The 16,417-nt window shown below is 70.6% G+C and carries 19 protein-coding genes; 10 read left to right on the top strand and 9 right to left on the bottom strand.

Features of this window, described 5'->3' with window-relative positions:
• Positions 1 to 28: 28 nt before the first annotated feature.
• Positions 29 to 1,495 (top strand): sensor histidine kinase, encoded by a 1,467-nt coding sequence (locus ACWFRU_RS23205; protein ID WP_363209409.1) that lies wholly within the window; start codon positions 29 to 31, stop codon positions 1,493 to 1,495.
• 178 nt (positions 1,496 to 1,673) lie between these two features.
• Here the strand turns inward: ACWFRU_RS23205 and ACWFRU_RS23200 are convergent, their stop codons facing one another.
• Complete coding sequence (locus tag ACWFRU_RS23200; protein WP_016639615.1) at positions 1,674 to 1,931, bottom strand: WhiB family transcriptional regulator; 258 nt, start codon at positions 1,929 to 1,931, stop codon at positions 1,674 to 1,676.
• Between the two features lie 318 nt (positions 1,932 to 2,249).
• On the bottom strand, positions 2,250 to 3,218 hold the full coding sequence (locus ACWFRU_RS23195; RefSeq protein ID WP_453689797.1) for a diacylglycerol/lipid kinase family protein: 969 nt from the start codon (positions 3,216 to 3,218) through the stop codon (positions 2,250 to 2,252).
• Between the two features lie 92 nt (positions 3,219 to 3,310).
• On the opposite strand from ACWFRU_RS23195, the gene ACWFRU_RS23190 reads away from it, so the two are divergent.
• Positions 3,311 to 3,763, top strand: coding sequence for a hypothetical protein (locus ACWFRU_RS23190; protein WP_453689795.1), 453 nt, complete (start codon positions 3,311 to 3,313; stop codon positions 3,761 to 3,763).
• 87 nt (positions 3,764 to 3,850) lie between these two features.
• On the opposite strand, the gene ACWFRU_RS23185 is transcribed toward ACWFRU_RS23190, so the two are convergent.
• From ACWFRU_RS23185 to ACWFRU_RS23175, 3 genes are all read right to left on the bottom strand, one after another.
• A complete protein-coding gene (locus ACWFRU_RS23185) occupies positions 3,851 to 4,903 on the bottom strand; it encodes an RNA polymerase sigma factor SigF (protein WP_453689793.1) in 1,053 nt (350 codons plus the stop codon).
• Positions 4,900 to 5,313, bottom strand: a complete 414-nt coding sequence (locus tag ACWFRU_RS23180; protein ID WP_135332116.1) for an ATP-binding protein — start codon at positions 5,311 to 5,313, stop codon at positions 4,900 to 4,902. Before ACWFRU_RS23180 ends, ACWFRU_RS23185 begins: the two co-directional genes overlap by 4 nt.
• A gap of 247 nt (positions 5,314 to 5,560) precedes the next feature.
• Positions 5,561 to 5,821 carry a UBP-type zinc finger domain-containing protein gene (locus ACWFRU_RS23175; RefSeq protein WP_453689791.1) on the bottom strand — a complete coding sequence of 87 codons (261 nt, stop codon included), beginning with the start codon at positions 5,819 to 5,821 and terminating at the stop codon, positions 5,561 to 5,563.
• 46 nt (positions 5,822 to 5,867) lie between these two features.
• Between ACWFRU_RS23175 and ACWFRU_RS23170 the strand changes: the two genes are divergently transcribed.
• Entirely contained in the window at positions 5,868 to 7,466 is a 1,599-nt protein-coding gene (locus ACWFRU_RS23170; RefSeq protein ID WP_453689789.1) for a Na+/H+ antiporter, read from the top strand.
• Here the strand turns inward: ACWFRU_RS23170 and ACWFRU_RS23165 are convergent.
• The 3 genes from ACWFRU_RS23165 to ACWFRU_RS23155 form a co-directional block, all read right to left on the bottom strand.
• A complete protein-coding gene (locus ACWFRU_RS23165; RefSeq protein WP_453689788.1) occupies positions 7,445 to 8,392 on the bottom strand; it encodes a 1-aminocyclopropane-1-carboxylate deaminase/D-cysteine desulfhydrase in 948 nt (315 codons plus the stop codon). The two genes, ACWFRU_RS23170 and ACWFRU_RS23165, sit on opposite strands and share 22 nt — an antisense overlap.
• Before the next feature lie 60 nt (positions 8,393 to 8,452).
• Positions 8,453 to 9,043 (bottom strand): N-acetylmuramoyl-L-alanine amidase, encoded by a 591-nt coding sequence (locus ACWFRU_RS23160; RefSeq protein ID WP_453689786.1) that lies wholly within the window; start codon positions 9,041 to 9,043, stop codon positions 8,453 to 8,455.
• A gap of 137 nt (positions 9,044 to 9,180) precedes the next feature.
• A complete protein-coding gene (locus ACWFRU_RS23155; protein WP_363209205.1) occupies positions 9,181 to 9,429 on the bottom strand; it encodes a hypothetical protein in 249 nt (82 codons plus the stop codon).
• Positions 9,430 to 9,683: 254 nt separating this feature from the next.
• Between ACWFRU_RS23155 and ACWFRU_RS23150 the strand changes: the two genes are divergently transcribed.
• The 7 genes from ACWFRU_RS23150 (at position 9,684) to ACWFRU_RS23120 (ending at position 15,909) form a co-directional block, all read left to right on the top strand.
• Complete coding sequence (locus ACWFRU_RS23150) at positions 9,684 to 11,090, top strand: family 2B encapsulin nanocompartment shell protein (protein WP_453689784.1); 1,407 nt, start codon at positions 9,684 to 9,686, stop codon at positions 11,088 to 11,090.
• 96 nt (positions 11,091 to 11,186) lie between these two features.
• A complete protein-coding gene (locus ACWFRU_RS23145) occupies positions 11,187 to 12,254 on the top strand; it encodes a family 2 encapsulin nanocompartment cargo protein polyprenyl transferase (protein ID WP_453689782.1) in 1,068 nt (355 codons plus the stop codon).
• Positions 12,255 to 12,448: 194 nt separating this feature from the next.
• Positions 12,449 to 13,078 (top strand): GNAT family N-acetyltransferase, encoded by a 630-nt coding sequence (locus ACWFRU_RS23140; RefSeq protein ID WP_453689780.1) that lies wholly within the window; start codon positions 12,449 to 12,451, stop codon positions 13,076 to 13,078.
• 57 nt (positions 13,079 to 13,135) lie between these two features.
• Positions 13,136 to 13,900 (top strand): ANTAR domain-containing protein, encoded by a 765-nt coding sequence (locus tag ACWFRU_RS23135; protein WP_453689778.1) that lies wholly within the window; start codon positions 13,136 to 13,138, stop codon positions 13,898 to 13,900.
• A gap of 115 nt (positions 13,901 to 14,015) precedes the next feature.
• A complete protein-coding gene (locus tag ACWFRU_RS23130) occupies positions 14,016 to 14,252 on the top strand; it encodes a hypothetical protein (RefSeq protein WP_363209210.1) in 237 nt (78 codons plus the stop codon).
• A gap of 47 nt (positions 14,253 to 14,299) precedes the next feature.
• A complete protein-coding gene (locus ACWFRU_RS23125; RefSeq protein WP_453689776.1) occupies positions 14,300 to 14,824 on the top strand; it encodes a hypothetical protein in 525 nt (174 codons plus the stop codon).
• A complete protein-coding gene (locus ACWFRU_RS23120) occupies positions 14,821 to 15,909 on the top strand; it encodes an HAD-IA family hydrolase (protein WP_453689774.1) in 1,089 nt (362 codons plus the stop codon). Before ACWFRU_RS23125 ends, ACWFRU_RS23120 begins: the two co-directional genes overlap by 4 nt.
• A gap of 33 nt (positions 15,910 to 15,942) precedes the next feature.
• Here ACWFRU_RS23120 and ACWFRU_RS23115 read toward each other — a convergent pair whose 3' ends face one another.
• A complete protein-coding gene (locus ACWFRU_RS23115; protein WP_453689772.1) occupies positions 15,943 to 16,410 on the bottom strand; it encodes a pyridoxamine 5'-phosphate oxidase family protein in 468 nt (155 codons plus the stop codon).
• Positions 16,411 to 16,417 lie beyond the last annotated feature (7 nt).

Raw genomic sequence — 16,417 nt, 5'->3', positions numbered from 1 at the left:
GCCAGGTACGCTCGCACACGTGCCCTCCATGAACGACCTCGTACGCCAGCACACCGCTCTCGGTGACTCCGATCTCGAGTGGCTGCATCTGCTGGTCTCGGAGTGGCAGCTGCTCTCCGACCTCTCCTTCGCCGACCTCGTGCTGTGGGTCCCCACCCGCGACGGCACCCGCTATGTCTCCGTGGCGCAGATGCGGCCGAACACCGGCCCCACCTCCTACCAGGACGACATGGTCGGCCACCTCGTCCCGCGCGGCCGGCGCCCGCTGCTCGACGCCGCCCTGGACGAGGGCCGCATCGTGCGCGAGGGCGACCCCGAGTGGCGCGAAGAGGTCCCGGTGCGCGTCGAGTCCATCCCCGTACGCAGGGAAGGACGCGTCCTCGGGGTCATCGCCCGCAACACGAACCTGCTCACGGTGCGCACCCCTTCGCGCCTCGAACTGACCTACCTCCAGTCGGCGTCCGACCTGGCCCAGATGATCGCGGCCGGGTCTTTTCCGTTCCCCGGCCAGCAGGTCGACATGGACGCGTCCCCGCGCGTGGGCGACGGTCTGCTCCGCCTCGATGCCGACGGCATCGTCCAGTACGCGTCACCCAACGCGCTCTCCGCCTATCACCGCCTCGGCCTCGCCGCCGACCTGGTCGGCCACCACCTCGGCACGGCGACCGCCGAACTCGCCCCGTCCCGCGGCCCGGTCGACGAGGCGCTCGCCAAGGTCGCGAGCGGCTGGGCGCCCCGCGAGTTCGAGATCGAGGGCGGCGACGGCGTGATCCAGCTCCGCGCGATCCCGCTCAAACCCAAGGGCCCGCGCATCGGTTCGCTCGTACTGCTCCGCGACGTCACCGAACTGCGCCGACGCGAGCGGGAGTTGATCACCAAGGACGCGACCATCCGGGAGATCCACCACCGGGTGAAGAACAACCTCCAGACGGTCGCGGCACTTCTGCGCCTCCAGGCACGCCGCATCGACTCGGCCGCCGGACGCGAGGCGCTCGAAGAGGCCGTACGCCGCGTGGGCTCCATCGCCATCGTGCACGAGACGCTGTCCCAGAACCTGGACGAGCGCGTGGAGTTCGACGAGATCGCCGACCGGGTCCTCGCGATGGTCGCCGAGATCTCACCGGGCAAGGTCACCGGCCGGCGCACCGGACGCTTCGGCATCCTGGACGCCGAGGTCGCCACGCCGCTGTCGATGGTCCTTACGGAGGTCCTGCAGAACGCCCTGGAGCACGGCTTCCAGGAAGGCGACACCGGGACGGTCGAGGTCTCCGCCGTGCGCGGCGGCACCAGCAAGGACGCCCGGCTCCTCATCACCGTCCAGGACGACGGCGTCGGTCTGCCCGAGGGATTCGACCCGCACCGCTCGGGCAATCTCGGCCTGCAGATCGTCCGCACCCTGGTCGAGGGCGAGATGGGCGGCACCTTCGACATGGTGCGCGCCCCCGAGCGCGGCACGCAGGTCGTCCTCGACATCCCGGTACGTGCCGACAAGTAGCCAGGCGCGCCGACAAGTAGCAGACGAAAAGCAGTGAGCCCCGGACCGAAGTGGTCCGGGGCTCACTGCTCACGTTGCGTTGCGCATCGGGGGGTACTGCGCGGCTGCGGCTCGGGGGCGGGAGATGCGTACTCGCTGTACGCGCCGCCGGGCTAAGGCTCGTTAGGGGGCGTGAGCGTCAGGCGCTTGCCTGGCGAGCACGGTTGCGAGCGGCGCGGCGCTTCATTGCGCGGCGCTCGTCCTCGCTGAGGCCACCCCAGACGCCGGAGTCCTGGCCGGACTCGAGCGCCCACTGCAGGCACTGCTCCATGACGGGGCAGCGGCGGCAGACGGCCTTGGCTTCCTCGATCTGCAGCAGCGCAGGACCGGTGTTGCCGATGGGGAAGAAGAGCTCGGGGTCTTCCTCGCGGCAAACGGCGTTGTGACGCCAGTCCATGGCTGCTACCTCTCCTTGGTATTACATGCAGGTTGCTTGTGAATGTGAACGCTTTCACGAATCCCTCGACGACGGAAGGGACTTTCGTCACATACGCGACGATGTCCTATGCGTTGAGGAGGGGGTTCTGGCGGTCTGTGGGGCCGATGTTGCGGGCCGTCCCGATCGCCATGTAGAGATTCGCAAACCTCGGCGGCGGATACAACCCCTTCCGGAAAGTTTTTTTTGATTCCTCAGTGTCGACTGGGTCACAGCCGTACTTCCATGGGGTGGACCCTGGCCTAAACGTTCGAGTGAAAGGACTTTGGGCCCTTCTACTCACACAATCACACGCAGTGCACGGCGAACGCCTGTGAACGTCACGCTCGTGCGCAGCCCCAGGTGGTCACCGTCCATCTGAAGGGGGAGCGGCACCTTCGAATGCAAGGTGAAGTTGGTGAGGTCATGGAGCGTAACCGCGTGCTTGCCGTGAGGTCCGCGATCCGGCGTCGAGGTCAGGAGCTGGGTCCCGTACCGGGCCACGGCCGTGGTGGAGAGCTTGCTCAGGCCGAGCACGTCCAGGCCGGTGTCGAAGGAGGCCTGCGGTGACGCGTACATCGGGCGATTGCCCAGGTAGGTGTACGGAGAGGTGTTGCAGACTATGGAGAGCACAAGATCGGTGACCGGGTCCATGCCGGGCCGTTCCAGCGTGATCATTCCGTGTCTGCGGTGCGGCTCGTCGAGGAACTGACGGACCACCTGGCGCAAATACAGCGCGTGCGTGGACCGCTTGCCGCGCTCCCTCTGTTGTTCGACCCGTCCGACGACCCCGGCGTCGAAGCCGAAGCCGGCGGCGAAAGTGAACCAGTGTGCGGGGATCGTCTCGTCCTCGGTACCGGGGGTCCCGGCCAGTCTTCCGAGGCTCACCGTCCGTTCGCTTCCCTCACGCAGCGCGTCGAGGATCGCGCCGGTCGCCTCCACGGCGTCGTTGGGCAGACCGAGGGCGCGCGCGAAGACGTTGGTGGACCCGCCGGGGACGACGGCCAGCCGCGGCAGCCGGTCCGGATCGGGTCCGTTGTGCAGCAGGCCGTTGGCGACCTCGTTGACCGTGCCGTCCCCGCCGAGGGCGACGACCAGCTCGATGTCCTTGCTCTCCGCGGCCTGTCTGCCGAGGTCCCGGGCGTGGCCGCGGTACTCCGTGGTGACCGCTTCGAGCTTCATCTCGCTCGCCAGCGCATGGATCAGTACGTCACGCGTGCGCGCGCTGGTGGTGGTTGCCGCCGGATTGACCACAAGGAGTGCACGCATGCGAAGCAGAGTACCCAGCCCTCTTTACCCGACACAGACCGAGGGGTCGGACCGGAGGCCGGAGCACGGACACGCACAGCTACCCTGCAAGGGTGAGCACTGAGCGGAACCCCACCCCCGAAGCACCGGAGCCCGGCCCGCGTCCCGGACGTCTGACGGCCGCCGCGGCCCTTGCCGCGCTGGAGGGCGTCGCACTCATCGCCGCCGGCGTCTACATGCTCGTGATGGGCCTCGCGGGTGACCCCGACAACCCGGAACAGGCCACGACGGGCGGCGTCACGCTGATCGTTCTCGCGCTCCTGCCCCTGCTCGCCGCGCGCGGCCTCCTGCTCCGCCGCGGCTGGAGCCGGGGGCCCGCGATCATCACGCAGATCATGGCGCTGCCGGTGGCCTGGCAGCTGCTGCAGGCCGACAGCATGGCCATCCCGGCGGGTATCGCGCTCGCCGCCGTCGCGGTCGCCGCGCTCGTCCTGCTGGTCAATCCCGCCACGACCGAGGCCCTCGGCATCAAGGGCCCGGGGAACGTACGGGACGACGCGAAGTAACCGTCCCGCACGAAAACCGACCGGGACCGACCGGCGACCGGCTGACTTGCCGAAGGAGCAGACCAGGAGGGGCGGCCTGCTCCTTCGTCACTCCTCGACGAGGAGCTTCTCGCGCAGCTGCGCGAGTGTGCGGGCGAGAAGCCGGGAGACGTGCATCTGGGAGATGCCGACTTCCTGGGCGATCTGCGACTGCGTCATGTTGCCGAAGAACCGCAGCAGCAGGATGCGCTTCTCGCGCGGTGGAAGGTCCTCCAGGAGCGGTTTGAGGGACTCCCTGTACTCGACGCCCTCCAGGGCCTCGTCCTCCGCGCCCAGGGTGTCCGCGACCGCCGGGGACTCGTCGTCCGTGTCCGGGACGTCCAGGGACAGCGTGGAGTACGCGTTGGCCGACTCCAGGCCCTCCAGGACCTCCTCCTCGGAGATGCCCAGCTTCTCGGCGAGCTCGTGCACCGTCGGCGAGCGGCCGTGCAGCTGGGACAGCTCGGCGGTCGCCGTGGTCAGCGCGAGCCGCAGCTCCTGAAGGCGCCGCGGGACCCGGACCGCCCAGCCCTTGTCGCGGAAGTGGCGCTTGATCTCGCCGACGACCGTGGGGGTCGCGTACGTGGAGAACTCCACGCCGCGCTCCGGGTCGAAGCGGTCCACGGACTTGATCAGGCCGATGGTGGCGACCTGCGTCAGGTCGTCGAGGGGCTCGCCGCGGTTGCGGAAGCGGCGGGCCAGGTGCTCGACGAGCGGCAGGTGCATGCGGACCAGCTTGTTGCGCAAATCCGCGTACTCAGGGCTGCCGTCCGTCAGCTCGCGCAACTCGATGAACATCGCGCGTGCACCGCTGCGGTCCTGCGGATCGTGCCGGGTGTGCTGCTGCTCGCTCATGTATCCCGCCCGTTGCGCGCCGCCCCGGACGGAGGGCTTCGCGCGCTCCTCCTGGGCGGTCGGCTCTGCCTGCTCCGACGCGTCAGCCACAGTCGACGGACCCGGTTGCTCCGGGTCCTCGGGGTGCGGCCTGGCCTGCTGCTCGGGGATGCCCGTGAGCGCCGGCTCCACCGGAGCCCCGCGCCTCGTGGGCGTCCCTCCCCGGCCACCGGGCAGACCCCGTGTGCCGCGCTCTTCGTCCCGCACCGGCCCCTCCCCGTCCCTCACGCCGGCCCGGGTCCCGCGCCGCGCTTCTTGTAGAGACTGATCGAGACGGTGTTGTCCTCGGCCACGGAGGAGTCGACCTGACCCGCGAGGGCGGACAGCACTGTCCAGGCGAAGGTGTCCCGTTCCGGGGCCCGGCCGTCGGTGGTCGGCGCCGAGACGGTCACCTCCAGGGAGTCGTCGACGAGCCGGAAGACGCAGCTGAGCACCGAACCGGGCACGGCCTGCTGGAGCAGGATCGCGCACGCCTCGTCGACCGCGATGCGAAGGTCCTCGATCTCGTCGAGAGTGAAGTCCAAACGCGCCGCGAGGCCGGCCGTGGCCGTCCGCAGCACCGACAGGTAGGCACCCGCAGCCGGAAGGCGGACCTCGACGAAGTCCTGATTCCCGGGCTCGCCTGCGATCTGGGACACCCTCACCTCCAAGGTGGTACAAGCACTTTCGGGGCTCCAGGTCCGCCGTCGAGCGGCGGGCCGGACTGCGTCACACGGGTAACGCACCACGTAGTTATGCGGTGACGCTACCGCGCTCCCCAGTTCCGTGTCCCGGGGACCCCGCTCCGTTGCTGTCACTCATAGTAAGCCTATAGGTACGGAGAGTGGCTAGGGGTCGCGCGGGCCCAATTGGAGAGTACGGGCGTCGGGTTGACGTACCCAGGCGTCAGACGATCGAACCGTCCACGAAGCACCAACGCCAGCTCTCGCCCGGTTCGAAGGTCCTCATCACCGGGTGTCCGGTCTCCTTGTGGTGCTCCGTCGCGTGCCGGAAGGGCGACGAGTCGCAGCAGCCCACATGGCCGCAGTCCAGACAGAGCCGTAGTTGCACCGGGTGACTGCCGGCCGCGAGGCACTCCAGACAGGTCTCGCTCAGCGGCGCGGGCTCAGGGTGCGGCAGCGCTGCGACGTGCGGGCACTCGTTCATGATTGCCAGATTACGACGGGAACGCGTATCGCGGAGGGCCTGACCCATGGACGTACTGCCCCTGGTGGCACTGATCGCGGCGAGTGCCGCGGTGGCCGGAGCCGCGCGCCGGACACCGGTGCCCGCGCCGCTGCTGCTCGTCGCAGCGGGTCTGGTCGCCGCGTACGTGCCCGGGGTGCCGGAGTATCACCTGGACCCGCACATCGTGCTGCCGTTGATCCTGCCGCCGCTGCTGCACACCGCGGCCCTGGAGAGCTCGTACCTCGATCTGCGCGCCAACATCAGGCCCGTCGCGCTGCTCTCGGTCGGTTACACACTGTTCGCGACCCTCGTCGTCGGATATCTCGCGTATCTGCTGATCCCCGATCTTCCGCTGACCGCCGCGCTGGTCCTCGGCGCGGTGATCGCGCCGCCGGACGCGGTGGCGGCGACGGCCATCGCACGGAAGGTGGGGCTGCCGTCACGGATCACCACGATCCTGCAGGGCGAGTCACTGGTGAACGACGCGACCGCGATCACCGCCTACAAGGTCGCCCTGGCGGCGGCGGTCGGCGAGGGCGCGAGCTGGGCGGGCGGGATCCAGGAGTTCCTGGTGGCGGCGGTCGGCGGGGTCGGTGTCGGACTCGTCCTCATGGTGCCCATCCACTGGCTGCGGCGGCACATGAAGGAGGCGATGCTGCAGAACACCCTCTCCTTGCTGATCCCCTTCGTCGCGTACGCGGCCGCCGAACAGGTGGGCGCCTCCGGAGTGCTCGCCGTGGTCGTCGTCGCCCTCTTCCTGGGACACCGCTCCTGGGAGGTCGACTTCGAGACGCGACTCCAGGAGGCCGCCGTGTGGAAGGTGGTCGCGTTCATCCTGGAGTCCGCGGTCTTCGCGCTCATCGGCCTGCAACTGCCGCTCGTGCTCAAGGGGCTCGGCGAGTACAGCGGCCTGGAGGCGGCCTGGTACGCGCTGGGGGTCTTCTTCCTGGTCGTCCTCGTGCGCTTCGTGTGGTCGTATCCGGCGACCTACCTGCCGCGGATGCTGTCCAAGCGCATCAAGGAGCGCGAGAGCGACATGGACTGGCGGCGGCCGCTGATCGTCAGCTGGGCCGGCATGCGCGGTGTGGTCTCGCTGGCGATCGCCTTCTCGATCCCGCTCGTCATGGACGACGGGGAGCCGTTCCCCGCGCGCAACCTCGTGCTGTTCCTGACCTTCACCACGGTGATCGGCACGCTGGTCGTGCAGGGGCTCTCGCTGCCGTGGCTGATCCGGGTGCTGCGGCTGCCGGGGCGCGACACGCAGGCGGAGACACTCGCGGAGGCGCAGGCGCAGAACGCCGCCTCACAGGCCGCGGAGCGGCGGGTGGACGAACTCATGCGGGACGAGCGCAATCGCCTCCCAGAGCCCCTCCAGGACCGTCTGCGCACTGTTCTGGAGCGGCGCCGCAACTCCGTGTGGGAACGCCTGGGCCAGTCGAACCCGGTGACGGGGGAGTCCGCCGACGACACCTACCGCAGGCTCACCCGGGAGGCGATCGCCGCGGAGCGCGAGGTGTTCGTGACGATGCGGGACGAGCGGCGCATCGACGACGAGATGATGCGGACGCTGCTGCGCAAGCTGGACCTGGAGGAGGCCGCGGCCTACCGGGAGGTCGAGGACTGAGCCGCGGGGGCCCTGGGGGCCGCGGGTTCCGTCGCGGTGATCACCGCTGTCACGGAGCTGCCGCGGGCGAAGGCGCCCTCTTCGGAGAGGGCCGTCAGCGCGTAGAGGAGCTTGGCCACGTAGACGCGCTCCACGGGGAGGCCGTGCCGGTCCTCGAAGTCGTTTGCGAACGCGGTGAGTTCGGGGGACGTGCGGGCGTAGCCGCCGAAGTGGAAGCGTTCGTCCAGGTGCCAGTTGGCGGTGGGGGCGCCGAAGGCCCGCTGTTGCAGTGCCCGTATCTCGGGGCCGAGGAAACCGCCCTTGAGCACCGGTATGCCGAGCGCCTGCTGGCCGGGGGCGAGGCCGGCGGCCATGCCGGCCAGGGTGCCGCCGGTGCCGCAGGCCACGGCCGCCGTGTGGGTACGCCCGCGCAGTTCCTCGCCCAGGGCCGTGCAGCCGCGCACGGCCAGGGAGTTGCTGCCCCCTTCGGGGATGACGTAGGGGTTCTCGGCGCCCGTCGCGCGCAGGAGGGCGGCCAGGACCTCCGGGTCCGTCTTCCTGCGGTACGTCGCCCGGTCGATGAAGTGCAGGCGCATTCCGTCGGCCGCGCATTGCGTGAGCGACGGGTTCAGAGGGCGGTCGGCGAGCTCGTCGCCGCGGACCACGCCGATGGTGTCCATGCCGAGGAGGCGGCCCGCGGCGGCGGTCGCCCTGAGGTGGTTGGAGTAGGCGCCGCCGAAGGTCAGCAGGGCTTCGTGCCCGGCCTCGACGGCGGCGTCCAGGTTCAGGAAGAGCTTGCGGTACTTGTTGCCCGGGAGGTCCGGGTGGATGAGGTCGTCCCGCTTGAGCGTGAGAGTGACGCCGCGCCGCGTGAACCGCTCGTCCCGGAGTTCCAGGAGCGGGGACGGGAGCCGGGGGCGCCGGGTGGTCGGCGGGGTGGTGCTCACCCCGCCATTCTGCCCGCCGCCGTGCCGGCGGGCACGCGTACGGCCGCCCGCTCGGCGGCTCTACTTGAGGCGTTCCTCGATGCGCTCCCGCATCGCGTTCATGGTGAAGCCCTTGGGGTCGATCTTGCCCGGCTGCCATTCGAGATGGCCGATCACCGAGCGATGGGTCCAGCCGTGATGGCGGCAGATGGCCGCCGAGACCCGCTCGATGGCGTCGAGCTGGGCGTCGGGCCACGGGTCCTCGCCGTCGCCGAGGTTCTCGCACTCGAAGCCGTAGAAGTGGCGGTTTCCGTCGGTGTTCGCCTCGTTGTCCGGCGGGAGCGCCTTCTCGGCGATGACCGCGCGCAGCACGTCGTCGTCGCCCAGGCCCGCGTGGTTCGCGCGGCCGTATCCGACGAGATGGACGCGGCCGTCCTTGGTGATGACGCCGTGGCAGAGCGGACCGGGCAGCGAGGCATAGCCGTCACGGCAGATCTCCACGGTCCGCTGGCTGCCCGATGTGACCGTGTGGTGGATCATCACGCCGTGCACGGGCCCCCAAGGCCCCTTGTGGTTGCGGTTGTGGTGCGGCCAGTCGCCGACTTCGACGACCGTCACCTCTTCGTCCTTGAGCGCATTGAGGAAGCTGCCCGCGGACATGGGTGGGGCCATGGCCGACTCCTTTGCGGAGCACGACGGCCGCCTGTCGCGGACCGTCTTGTATGTCCGCTATTACCGGAACCACGGTGCCTGAACCAGCCGTTCGGGCTCAATCTGCCGCTGTTCGGGCACCGTGCGAGCCGATTTGGTCAGCCGCGGTGGTCGCCGCCGTGCAGGAACGCGTCGCCGTTCGTCGCGATGTGCGCCTCGACGGCCTGCAGGGCCTGCTGCGTGGCCTGCGGGGTTCCCGTGCCGTGCTGCTGCGCGTAGTACGCGGCGCCCAGCTTCTTCAGGAGGTCGCCGCCCGTGCGCTGCGCCTGGACCTCGTCGATCTTCTGCTTGCCCTGTGTGAGTCCGCGCTGCGCCTGTTCCTTGGCGCGATCCAGGAAGCCTGCCATTGCCGTCTCCTACGCATAGGTGCGGATTGGTGCTGATCTGTGCATTTCGGAATGAAGGGTATCGGCCGTTGTGTCCTGTTCAACGCATGCACGGATCTTGGAGTTCCCCGCCCCCGCGGACCCCTGTCCTGGTACGCGGGTGAGTGCCCCGTCTCGCCTGATCCATTCCCGCTCGTTTGTGTAATGGCGCCGGTACACACCGTGCTGGAAGGCTTGTCGGCGCAGATCAGCGCTTGATCGGGAGGGCATAGCCAATGTCGGTAGGCGAAGAGGTCCGGGCGGAACAGGCCGAGCCGCAGCAGAGCTTGGGCACGTCGGCCGCGCGGAATCTGGCCACCACCACCAAGTCCGCGCCGCAGATGCAGGAGATCAGCTCCCGCTGGCTCCTGCGGACGCTGCCCTGGGTGCAGGTGCAGGGCGGTACGTATCGAGTGAACCGGAGGTTGAGCTACTCGGTCGGAGACGGCCGGGTGACGTTCGTGAAGACCGGGGACCGGGTCCAGGTCATCCCGGCGGAGCTCGGCGAACTGCCGACCCTGCGGGAGTACGAGGACGTCGAGGTCCTGGGGGAGCTGGCCCAGCGCTGCCAGCAGCGGGAGTTCGCCGCGGGGGAGGTCATCACCTCCTTCGGCAGCCAGGCCGACGAGGTGTTCCTGCTCGCGCACGGCAGGGTCGAGAAGATCGGCACCGGGCCCTACGGGGACGACACGGTCCTCGGGACACTCGCCGACGGCGCCTACTTCGGCGAGCAGGCACTGCTCGACCCGGAGGCCATCTGGGAGTACACGACGCGCGCCGTGACCGCGTGCACCGTGCTCACCCTGCCCCGCCAGGACCTGGAGCAGGTCGCCGAGCGCACGGACTCCCTGCGCGAGCATCTGCGGCGGCTGCGGTCCATCCCGTCCCAGCGCACCAACAAGTTCGGCGAGGCGCCCATCGACCTCTCCGCGGGACACGTCGGCGAGGCCGTGCTGCCGGGCACGTACGTCGACTACGAATCGGCGCCGCGTGAGTACGAACTGAGCGTCGCCCAGACCGTCCTGCGCATCCACACGCGCGTGGCCGATCTCTACAACCAGCCGATGAACCAGACCGAGCAGCAGCTCCGGCTCACGGTCGAGGCGCTCAAGGAGCGCCAGGAGCACGAGCTGATCAACAACCGCGAGTTCGGGCTGCTCAACAACTGCGAGTACGAGCAGCGGCTGCAGCCGCACGACGGCGTGCCGAGCCCGGACGACATGGACGAGCTGCTCAGCCGCAGGCGCGGGTCGAAGCTCTTCCTGGCCCATCCGCGCGCGATCTCCGCGTTCGGCCGTGAGCTCAACAAGCGCGGTCTGGTGCCGGAGACCATCGACATGGGCGGCCACCGCATCCCCACCTGGCGCGGGGTGCCGATCTTCCCGTGCAACAAGATCCCGGTCACCGAGGCCCGCACCACCTCGATCATCTGCATGCGTACGGGCGAGGAGGAACAAGGTGTCGTCGGCCTGCACCAGGCGGGCATCCCGGACGAGATCGAGCCGAGCCTGTCCGTGCGCTTCATGGGCATCAGCGAGCAGGCGATCATCTCGTACCTGGTGTCGACCTACTACTCCGCGGCGGTCCTGGTGCCGGACGCGCTCGGCGTGCTGGAGAACGTCGAGATCGGCCGCTGGCGATGAGGCCGTGTCTGCGGGCGCGCGGCCGGGTAGACCTCTTCCGTACGCGCCCGCAGGCCCAGGAACCGCCACCGTCCGCATCCTCTCCGGGGTGAGTCCATGACGGACACGACGACGGACATGACGGAGTACGAGGAACACGCGGAGCGCGATGCGTGCGAAGCGGCGGAGATCCTGGCGTCGGCGCGCGAGTGCGTCGATCCGGAGCTGCGGCGGGCGATCGACTCGCTGCCAGGGGCGATGCGCCGCATCGCGCTCTACCACTTCGGCTGGGAACACGCGGACGGCACACCGGCGGCCGGGCACGCGGGCAAGGCGATCAGGCCCGCGCTCGTGCTCGCCGCGGTGCGAGCCCTCGGCGGGGACCAGGCCAGAGCGGTCCGGGCCGCGGCGGCGGTGGAGCTGACCCACAACTTCACCCTGCTGCACGACGACGTCATCGACCGCGACGCCACCCGCAGGCACCGGCCCACCGCATGGACCGTGTTCGGTGAACCCGACGCGATCCTGGCCGGTGACGCGCTCCAGGCACTGGCGCAGCGGCTGCTCGCCGAGGACCCCCACCCCGGGGCCCCGGCGGCGGCCGCCCGGCTCGCCGCCTGCGTGGTGGAGCTCTGCGCGGGCCAGCAGGCGGACGGCGCGCTGGAGCGGCGCGCCCCCGACGAGGTCACGCTCGACGAGTGCCTCGCCATGGCCGAGGCCAAGACGGGAGCCCTGCTCGGCTGCGCCTGCGCGCTGGGGGCGGTGTACGCGGGGGCGGGGAAGAGCGAGGTCAACGCGCTCGACGGGTTCGGCCGTGAGGCCGGGCTCGCCTTCCAGCTCATCGACGACGTGATCGGCATCTGGGGCGACCCGGGGTGTACGGGCAAGCCGGCCCGTGCCGACCTCGCGGCCCGCAAGAAGTCCCTGCCGGTGGTCGCGGCCCTGGCCTCGGGCACCCCGGCCGCGGCCGAACTGGCCGAGCTGTACGGCCGTCCGTCGGCCGTCGGCGACCTGGACCGCATGGCGCGCGCCGTGGAGGCGGCGGGTGGCAGGGACTGGGCGCTGCTGCACGCGGGCGACCGGATGTCCCGCGCGATCAACCAGCTCGCCGGCGCGGTGCCGGTTCCGGAGGCCGCGGGCAGCCTGCTGGCGCTCGCGGAGTTCGTGACCCGCCGTACGCACTGATCGTCCGCAACCAGCAACCAGCAACCCGCAATTCGCAACCCGCAATTCGCAACCCACGGCCCGCACCCCGCCGAGATCCGGTCAGGGTGCGGGTCTCCCCCGCGTGTCGGGGCCCGATCGCCTAGGCTGCGACGCAAGCAACCAGTGGGGCGATAGACGCAGTTGAGCGTGGTCGAGGGGCGAAGGGGCGGGCTGTGGGCGTAGTCATCCGGCGAGCCGGGGAGAGCGACAGGGCCGACGTGGTCCGGCTGCTCGACGAGGCGTTCCACGACGACCCGGTGAGCGGCTGGGTCTTCCCCGACCCGGAGCACCGCCGCCGCAGGCACGGCGCCCTGATGGACGCCTTTCTCGACCTCGCGCTCGACATGGGCCACGTCGACATCACCGAGGACGGCTCCGCCGTCGCGCTGTGGTGGTCCGTCCCCGCGGGCGAGGACGAGGGCGGCGAAGAGGGCCCCGCGCAGCTGCGCGCCGCCGTCGACCCCGACAACGCGCGGGTCGAGGTGATCGCCCGGCTGACCGGCGAGGCGCACCCCACCGACCGGCCCCACGAGTACCTGCACATGATCGGCGTGAGCCCGGAGCGGCAGGGGGAGGGGCTCGGCTCGGCGCTGATCTCGGCCGTGCTCGACCGCTGTGACCAAGAAGGGCTGCACGCCTATCTGGAGGCGAGCAACAGCCGCAGCCGCGAGCTGTACGACCGGCTCGGATTCCGGTTCACGGGAACCACCGTGGATCTGCCGGACGGCCCGCGGCTCTGGCCGATGTGGCGGGAGCCCAGGCCTTTCGGCACGGACGGTGTCGACCCCGGCCGATACGCCTAAAATCGTTGTGGTGACGCTGTGTTGGCCGTAGGCATGACGAAGGGGGGGATGAGCCCCATGTCCCGCAAAACGACCCGTGAGGTGTCCGGCGACACGTCCCGCGAGCGACTTCTGGCGGAGGCATTCGTGGAGATGGCCGACTCCGTGACCGACGACTTCGAGGTCGTCGAGTTCCTGCAGAGCCTCGCCGTGCGGTGTGTGGAACTGCTCGGCGTCTCGGCGGTGGGTGTCCTGCTGGCGGATTCGCAGGACGACTTGAAGCTCGTCGCCGCGTCCGGCGAGCACGCCTGGGTGCTCGACCTGTTCGCCCTCCAGCAGGAGGAGGGGCCATCGATGGACTGCTACCGCTCCGGCACGGCGTACACGAACATCGCGCTCACCGGCCTGGAGGCGAACATCGCCTGGCCGCAGTTCGCGACGCGCGCCAAGGAAGCGGGCTACACCATGACGCAGGTGCTGCCCCTGCGCCAGGGCGATCAGGCGGTCGGCACGCTGAATCTCTTCCAGGCGCGGCCGCAGGTGATGGGGCCCGACGAGATCGCGCTCGCCCAGGCGCTCGCGGATGTCGCCACGATCGCGATCCTCCAGCGGCGCTCCCTGGAGCAGAGCGAGACGGAGCGCGGCCAGTTGCAGGAGGCGCTCGTCAGCCGGATCGTCATCGAGCAGGCGAAAGGTGTGCTCGCCGAGCGCTGGAAGTGCACGGTCGACGAGGCGTTCGCGGCGCTGCGGCGCCATGCCCGCTCGAACCGGCTGCGGCTCGCGGAGTGCGCGCGCCAGGTGGTGGCGGGGGAGTTCGACACGGAGGGCATCCGCCGGGGGTGACGCGCTCGCGCGGCACCGTCGTGCGGACGCGGCGCGGGAAGCGCTGACGGCCGTACCCGCAGAAGGACGCGCGGCCGGGCTTTCCGGTCGGGGTGGCCCGCTCTACCCTGGACGTATGGGCAGCGATGGGAGCCGGTCCGGCCCCCGTCCGCGGAGCGAGCCGGTGTGCGCGAGCTGCGGACGGCCTGTCGGTACGGCCATCAAGCGACGCAAGGTGCTCGGGGCGTACGTCCCCGTGTGGGGCCCCGGCCCCTGCCACAACCCGCGGTGCGACGCGTGCGTCGACGAACCCGCGGCGAACCGGACCGAGGCCGAGGTGGAGCCCGCGCCCGCGCGCTCCGACGACGACTGAGGGCATCCGTGTCCCCATGATGCGCGGGACATCTGCATCATGGGCGCATGGACATGACCGAGCTTGTTGTACTTCCGTCGGCTGTCGACGGTGAGCGGCTGCTTGCGCTCGCCGACGGACATCACGCGCGCACCGCACGGCACCTTGGCGTCCGCGAGGCCGGCGGGCATCTCGTGAAGGTGTACGCCGTCGAGGCCCCCGGGCGGAAGGTGACCGGGCGGGACGAGGAGTCCGCGCTCGCTATCGCGGGGGCGCATCTGAGGCTTGGCGGTGCCCGTGGGTCGGCCGGGCTCGCCGTGCTGATCGTGCACGCGGGCGGTGACGGGGACTACGTCCTCATGCAGAGCTGGATCGAGGGGTACATGTCCGACCTCGCGGTCTTCACGGGTCCCGCCGGGGAGCCGGGTGAGCTGAGGCCGGGGCGGGCCGGGCTCGCGCCCTGCGTGTGGGAGGCCGCCGTGCTCACGCACGAGCGCGACGCGTACGTGCGGTGCGTGCTCGACGGGAGCGGAAGCCTCACGGAGCGGCTCACCGCCTGGGGCCGGGACGTCATCGAGGGTGACCTGCGATGACGTACGAGAAGGCCGAAGCACCCCGCATACGCCACGCACGCCCCGCCGACCTCCCCCGCGTCGTGGAACTCGTCGCCGAGCACGCCGCGTACGAGAAGGGTGCCCCGCCCGCCCCCGGCCTCGAACAGCGCCTGCAGGCCCTCCTCTTCGGGGTGCCGGACCCGCGGCTGCGCTGTCTGGTGGCCGAGCTGCCCGGCGGCGACGTCGTCGGCTACGCCACGTGTGCGCCGGAGATCTCCACCTGGGACGGCGCCGAATACCTCCACATGGACTGCCTCTTCCTGCGGGACGGTCACCGGGGCCTCGGCCTCGGCGAGCGCCTGACGGACGCGGTGGCCGCGGAGGCCCGTGCCCTCGGCCTCACCGAGGTCCAGTGGCAGACGCCCGCGTGGAACGAGGGCGCGATCCGCTTCTACGGCCGGATCGGCGCCGACGCCAAGGAGAAGCTGCGGTTCTCCTGGCAGGTGCCGCCGCTGCCGTTCGACGCGGTGCTCTGCGATCTCGACGGCGTGATCCGCTTCTACGACATGACGCGGGTGGAGGAGATGGAGCGCGCCGCCGGTCTTCCCCACGGCAGCACCGCCGAGATCGCCTTCGCACCCGAGACCGACCAGCCGCTGATGCTCGGGCGCATCGGCAAGGAGGAGTGGGTCCAGGCCATCGCGCACGGCCTCGCCGACCGGGTGCCCCACGAGCGCGGGCACGCCCTGGGCACCGCGCTCGCCGAGACCGGCTTCTCCGCGGACGCCACCGTGGTGGACCTGCTCAGGCGGGCCCGCGCGCATCTGCACGTGGCGCTCGTGACGAACGCGACGCCCTGGCTCGACGCCGACCTGGCCGAACTCGGCATCGCCGACCTCGCGCACACCGTGGTCAGCAGCGCCGACGTCGGCATCGTCAAGCCCGACCACCGGATCTACGAACTCGCCGTGGAGCGCACGGGAGTCCCCGCCGAGCGCTGCCTGTTCGTGGATGACCGCAAGGAGAACGTGGAGGCGGCCGTCGCGCTCGGCATGACGGGGCTTTTCTACACCGGCCCCGACGACCTCCGGGAGGCGCTGGCCCCGGTGCTCGGCAGCGACTGACCCAGGGCGCCGGGCCCGCCGCTGCCGCACGGCTCACCCCACCGTCCACCGCCCGCCCCGCATCAGCTCCCGGCCCTGGATCTCGTCGGCCTCGCGCCAGGCCTGGAGCCGCTGCGGGGTGATGCGGAAGTAGGTGTAGAGGGTGTCGAGCTTGCTCGGGTCGAAGCCCGTCCGCTCGGCGAAGGTGGCACGGTCCTCGGGGGTCAACTCGTCCTCGGCCAGGGCGCGTACGGTCCCCTCGATGATGACGACGTCGCGGGTCGGCCCGACGCCGACCCGCGCCTTCCCGGTCGCCCGGAGGTTGCGGCCGGTGACGCTGGCATCGGGAGTGGCCACCAGCAGGCTCTCGCCGTCCCAGTGGAAGGACAGCGGGACCAGGTACGGGGCCCCGCCGGCCGCGTCGGCCGTCGCCACCCACGCGTCGACGTCATGGGTGAGACGGTGCAGGGTGTCCCGCTTGCGCTGCTCGGCCGAACGGGGCCCTGTCGCATCGGTGTTCATTACTGTT

The organism is Streptomyces sp. NPDC055099 (assembly GCF_053607685.1).
Note: the sequence above shows the minus strand (reverse complement) of the source record. Positions and strands in the feature narration are given on the sequence as shown.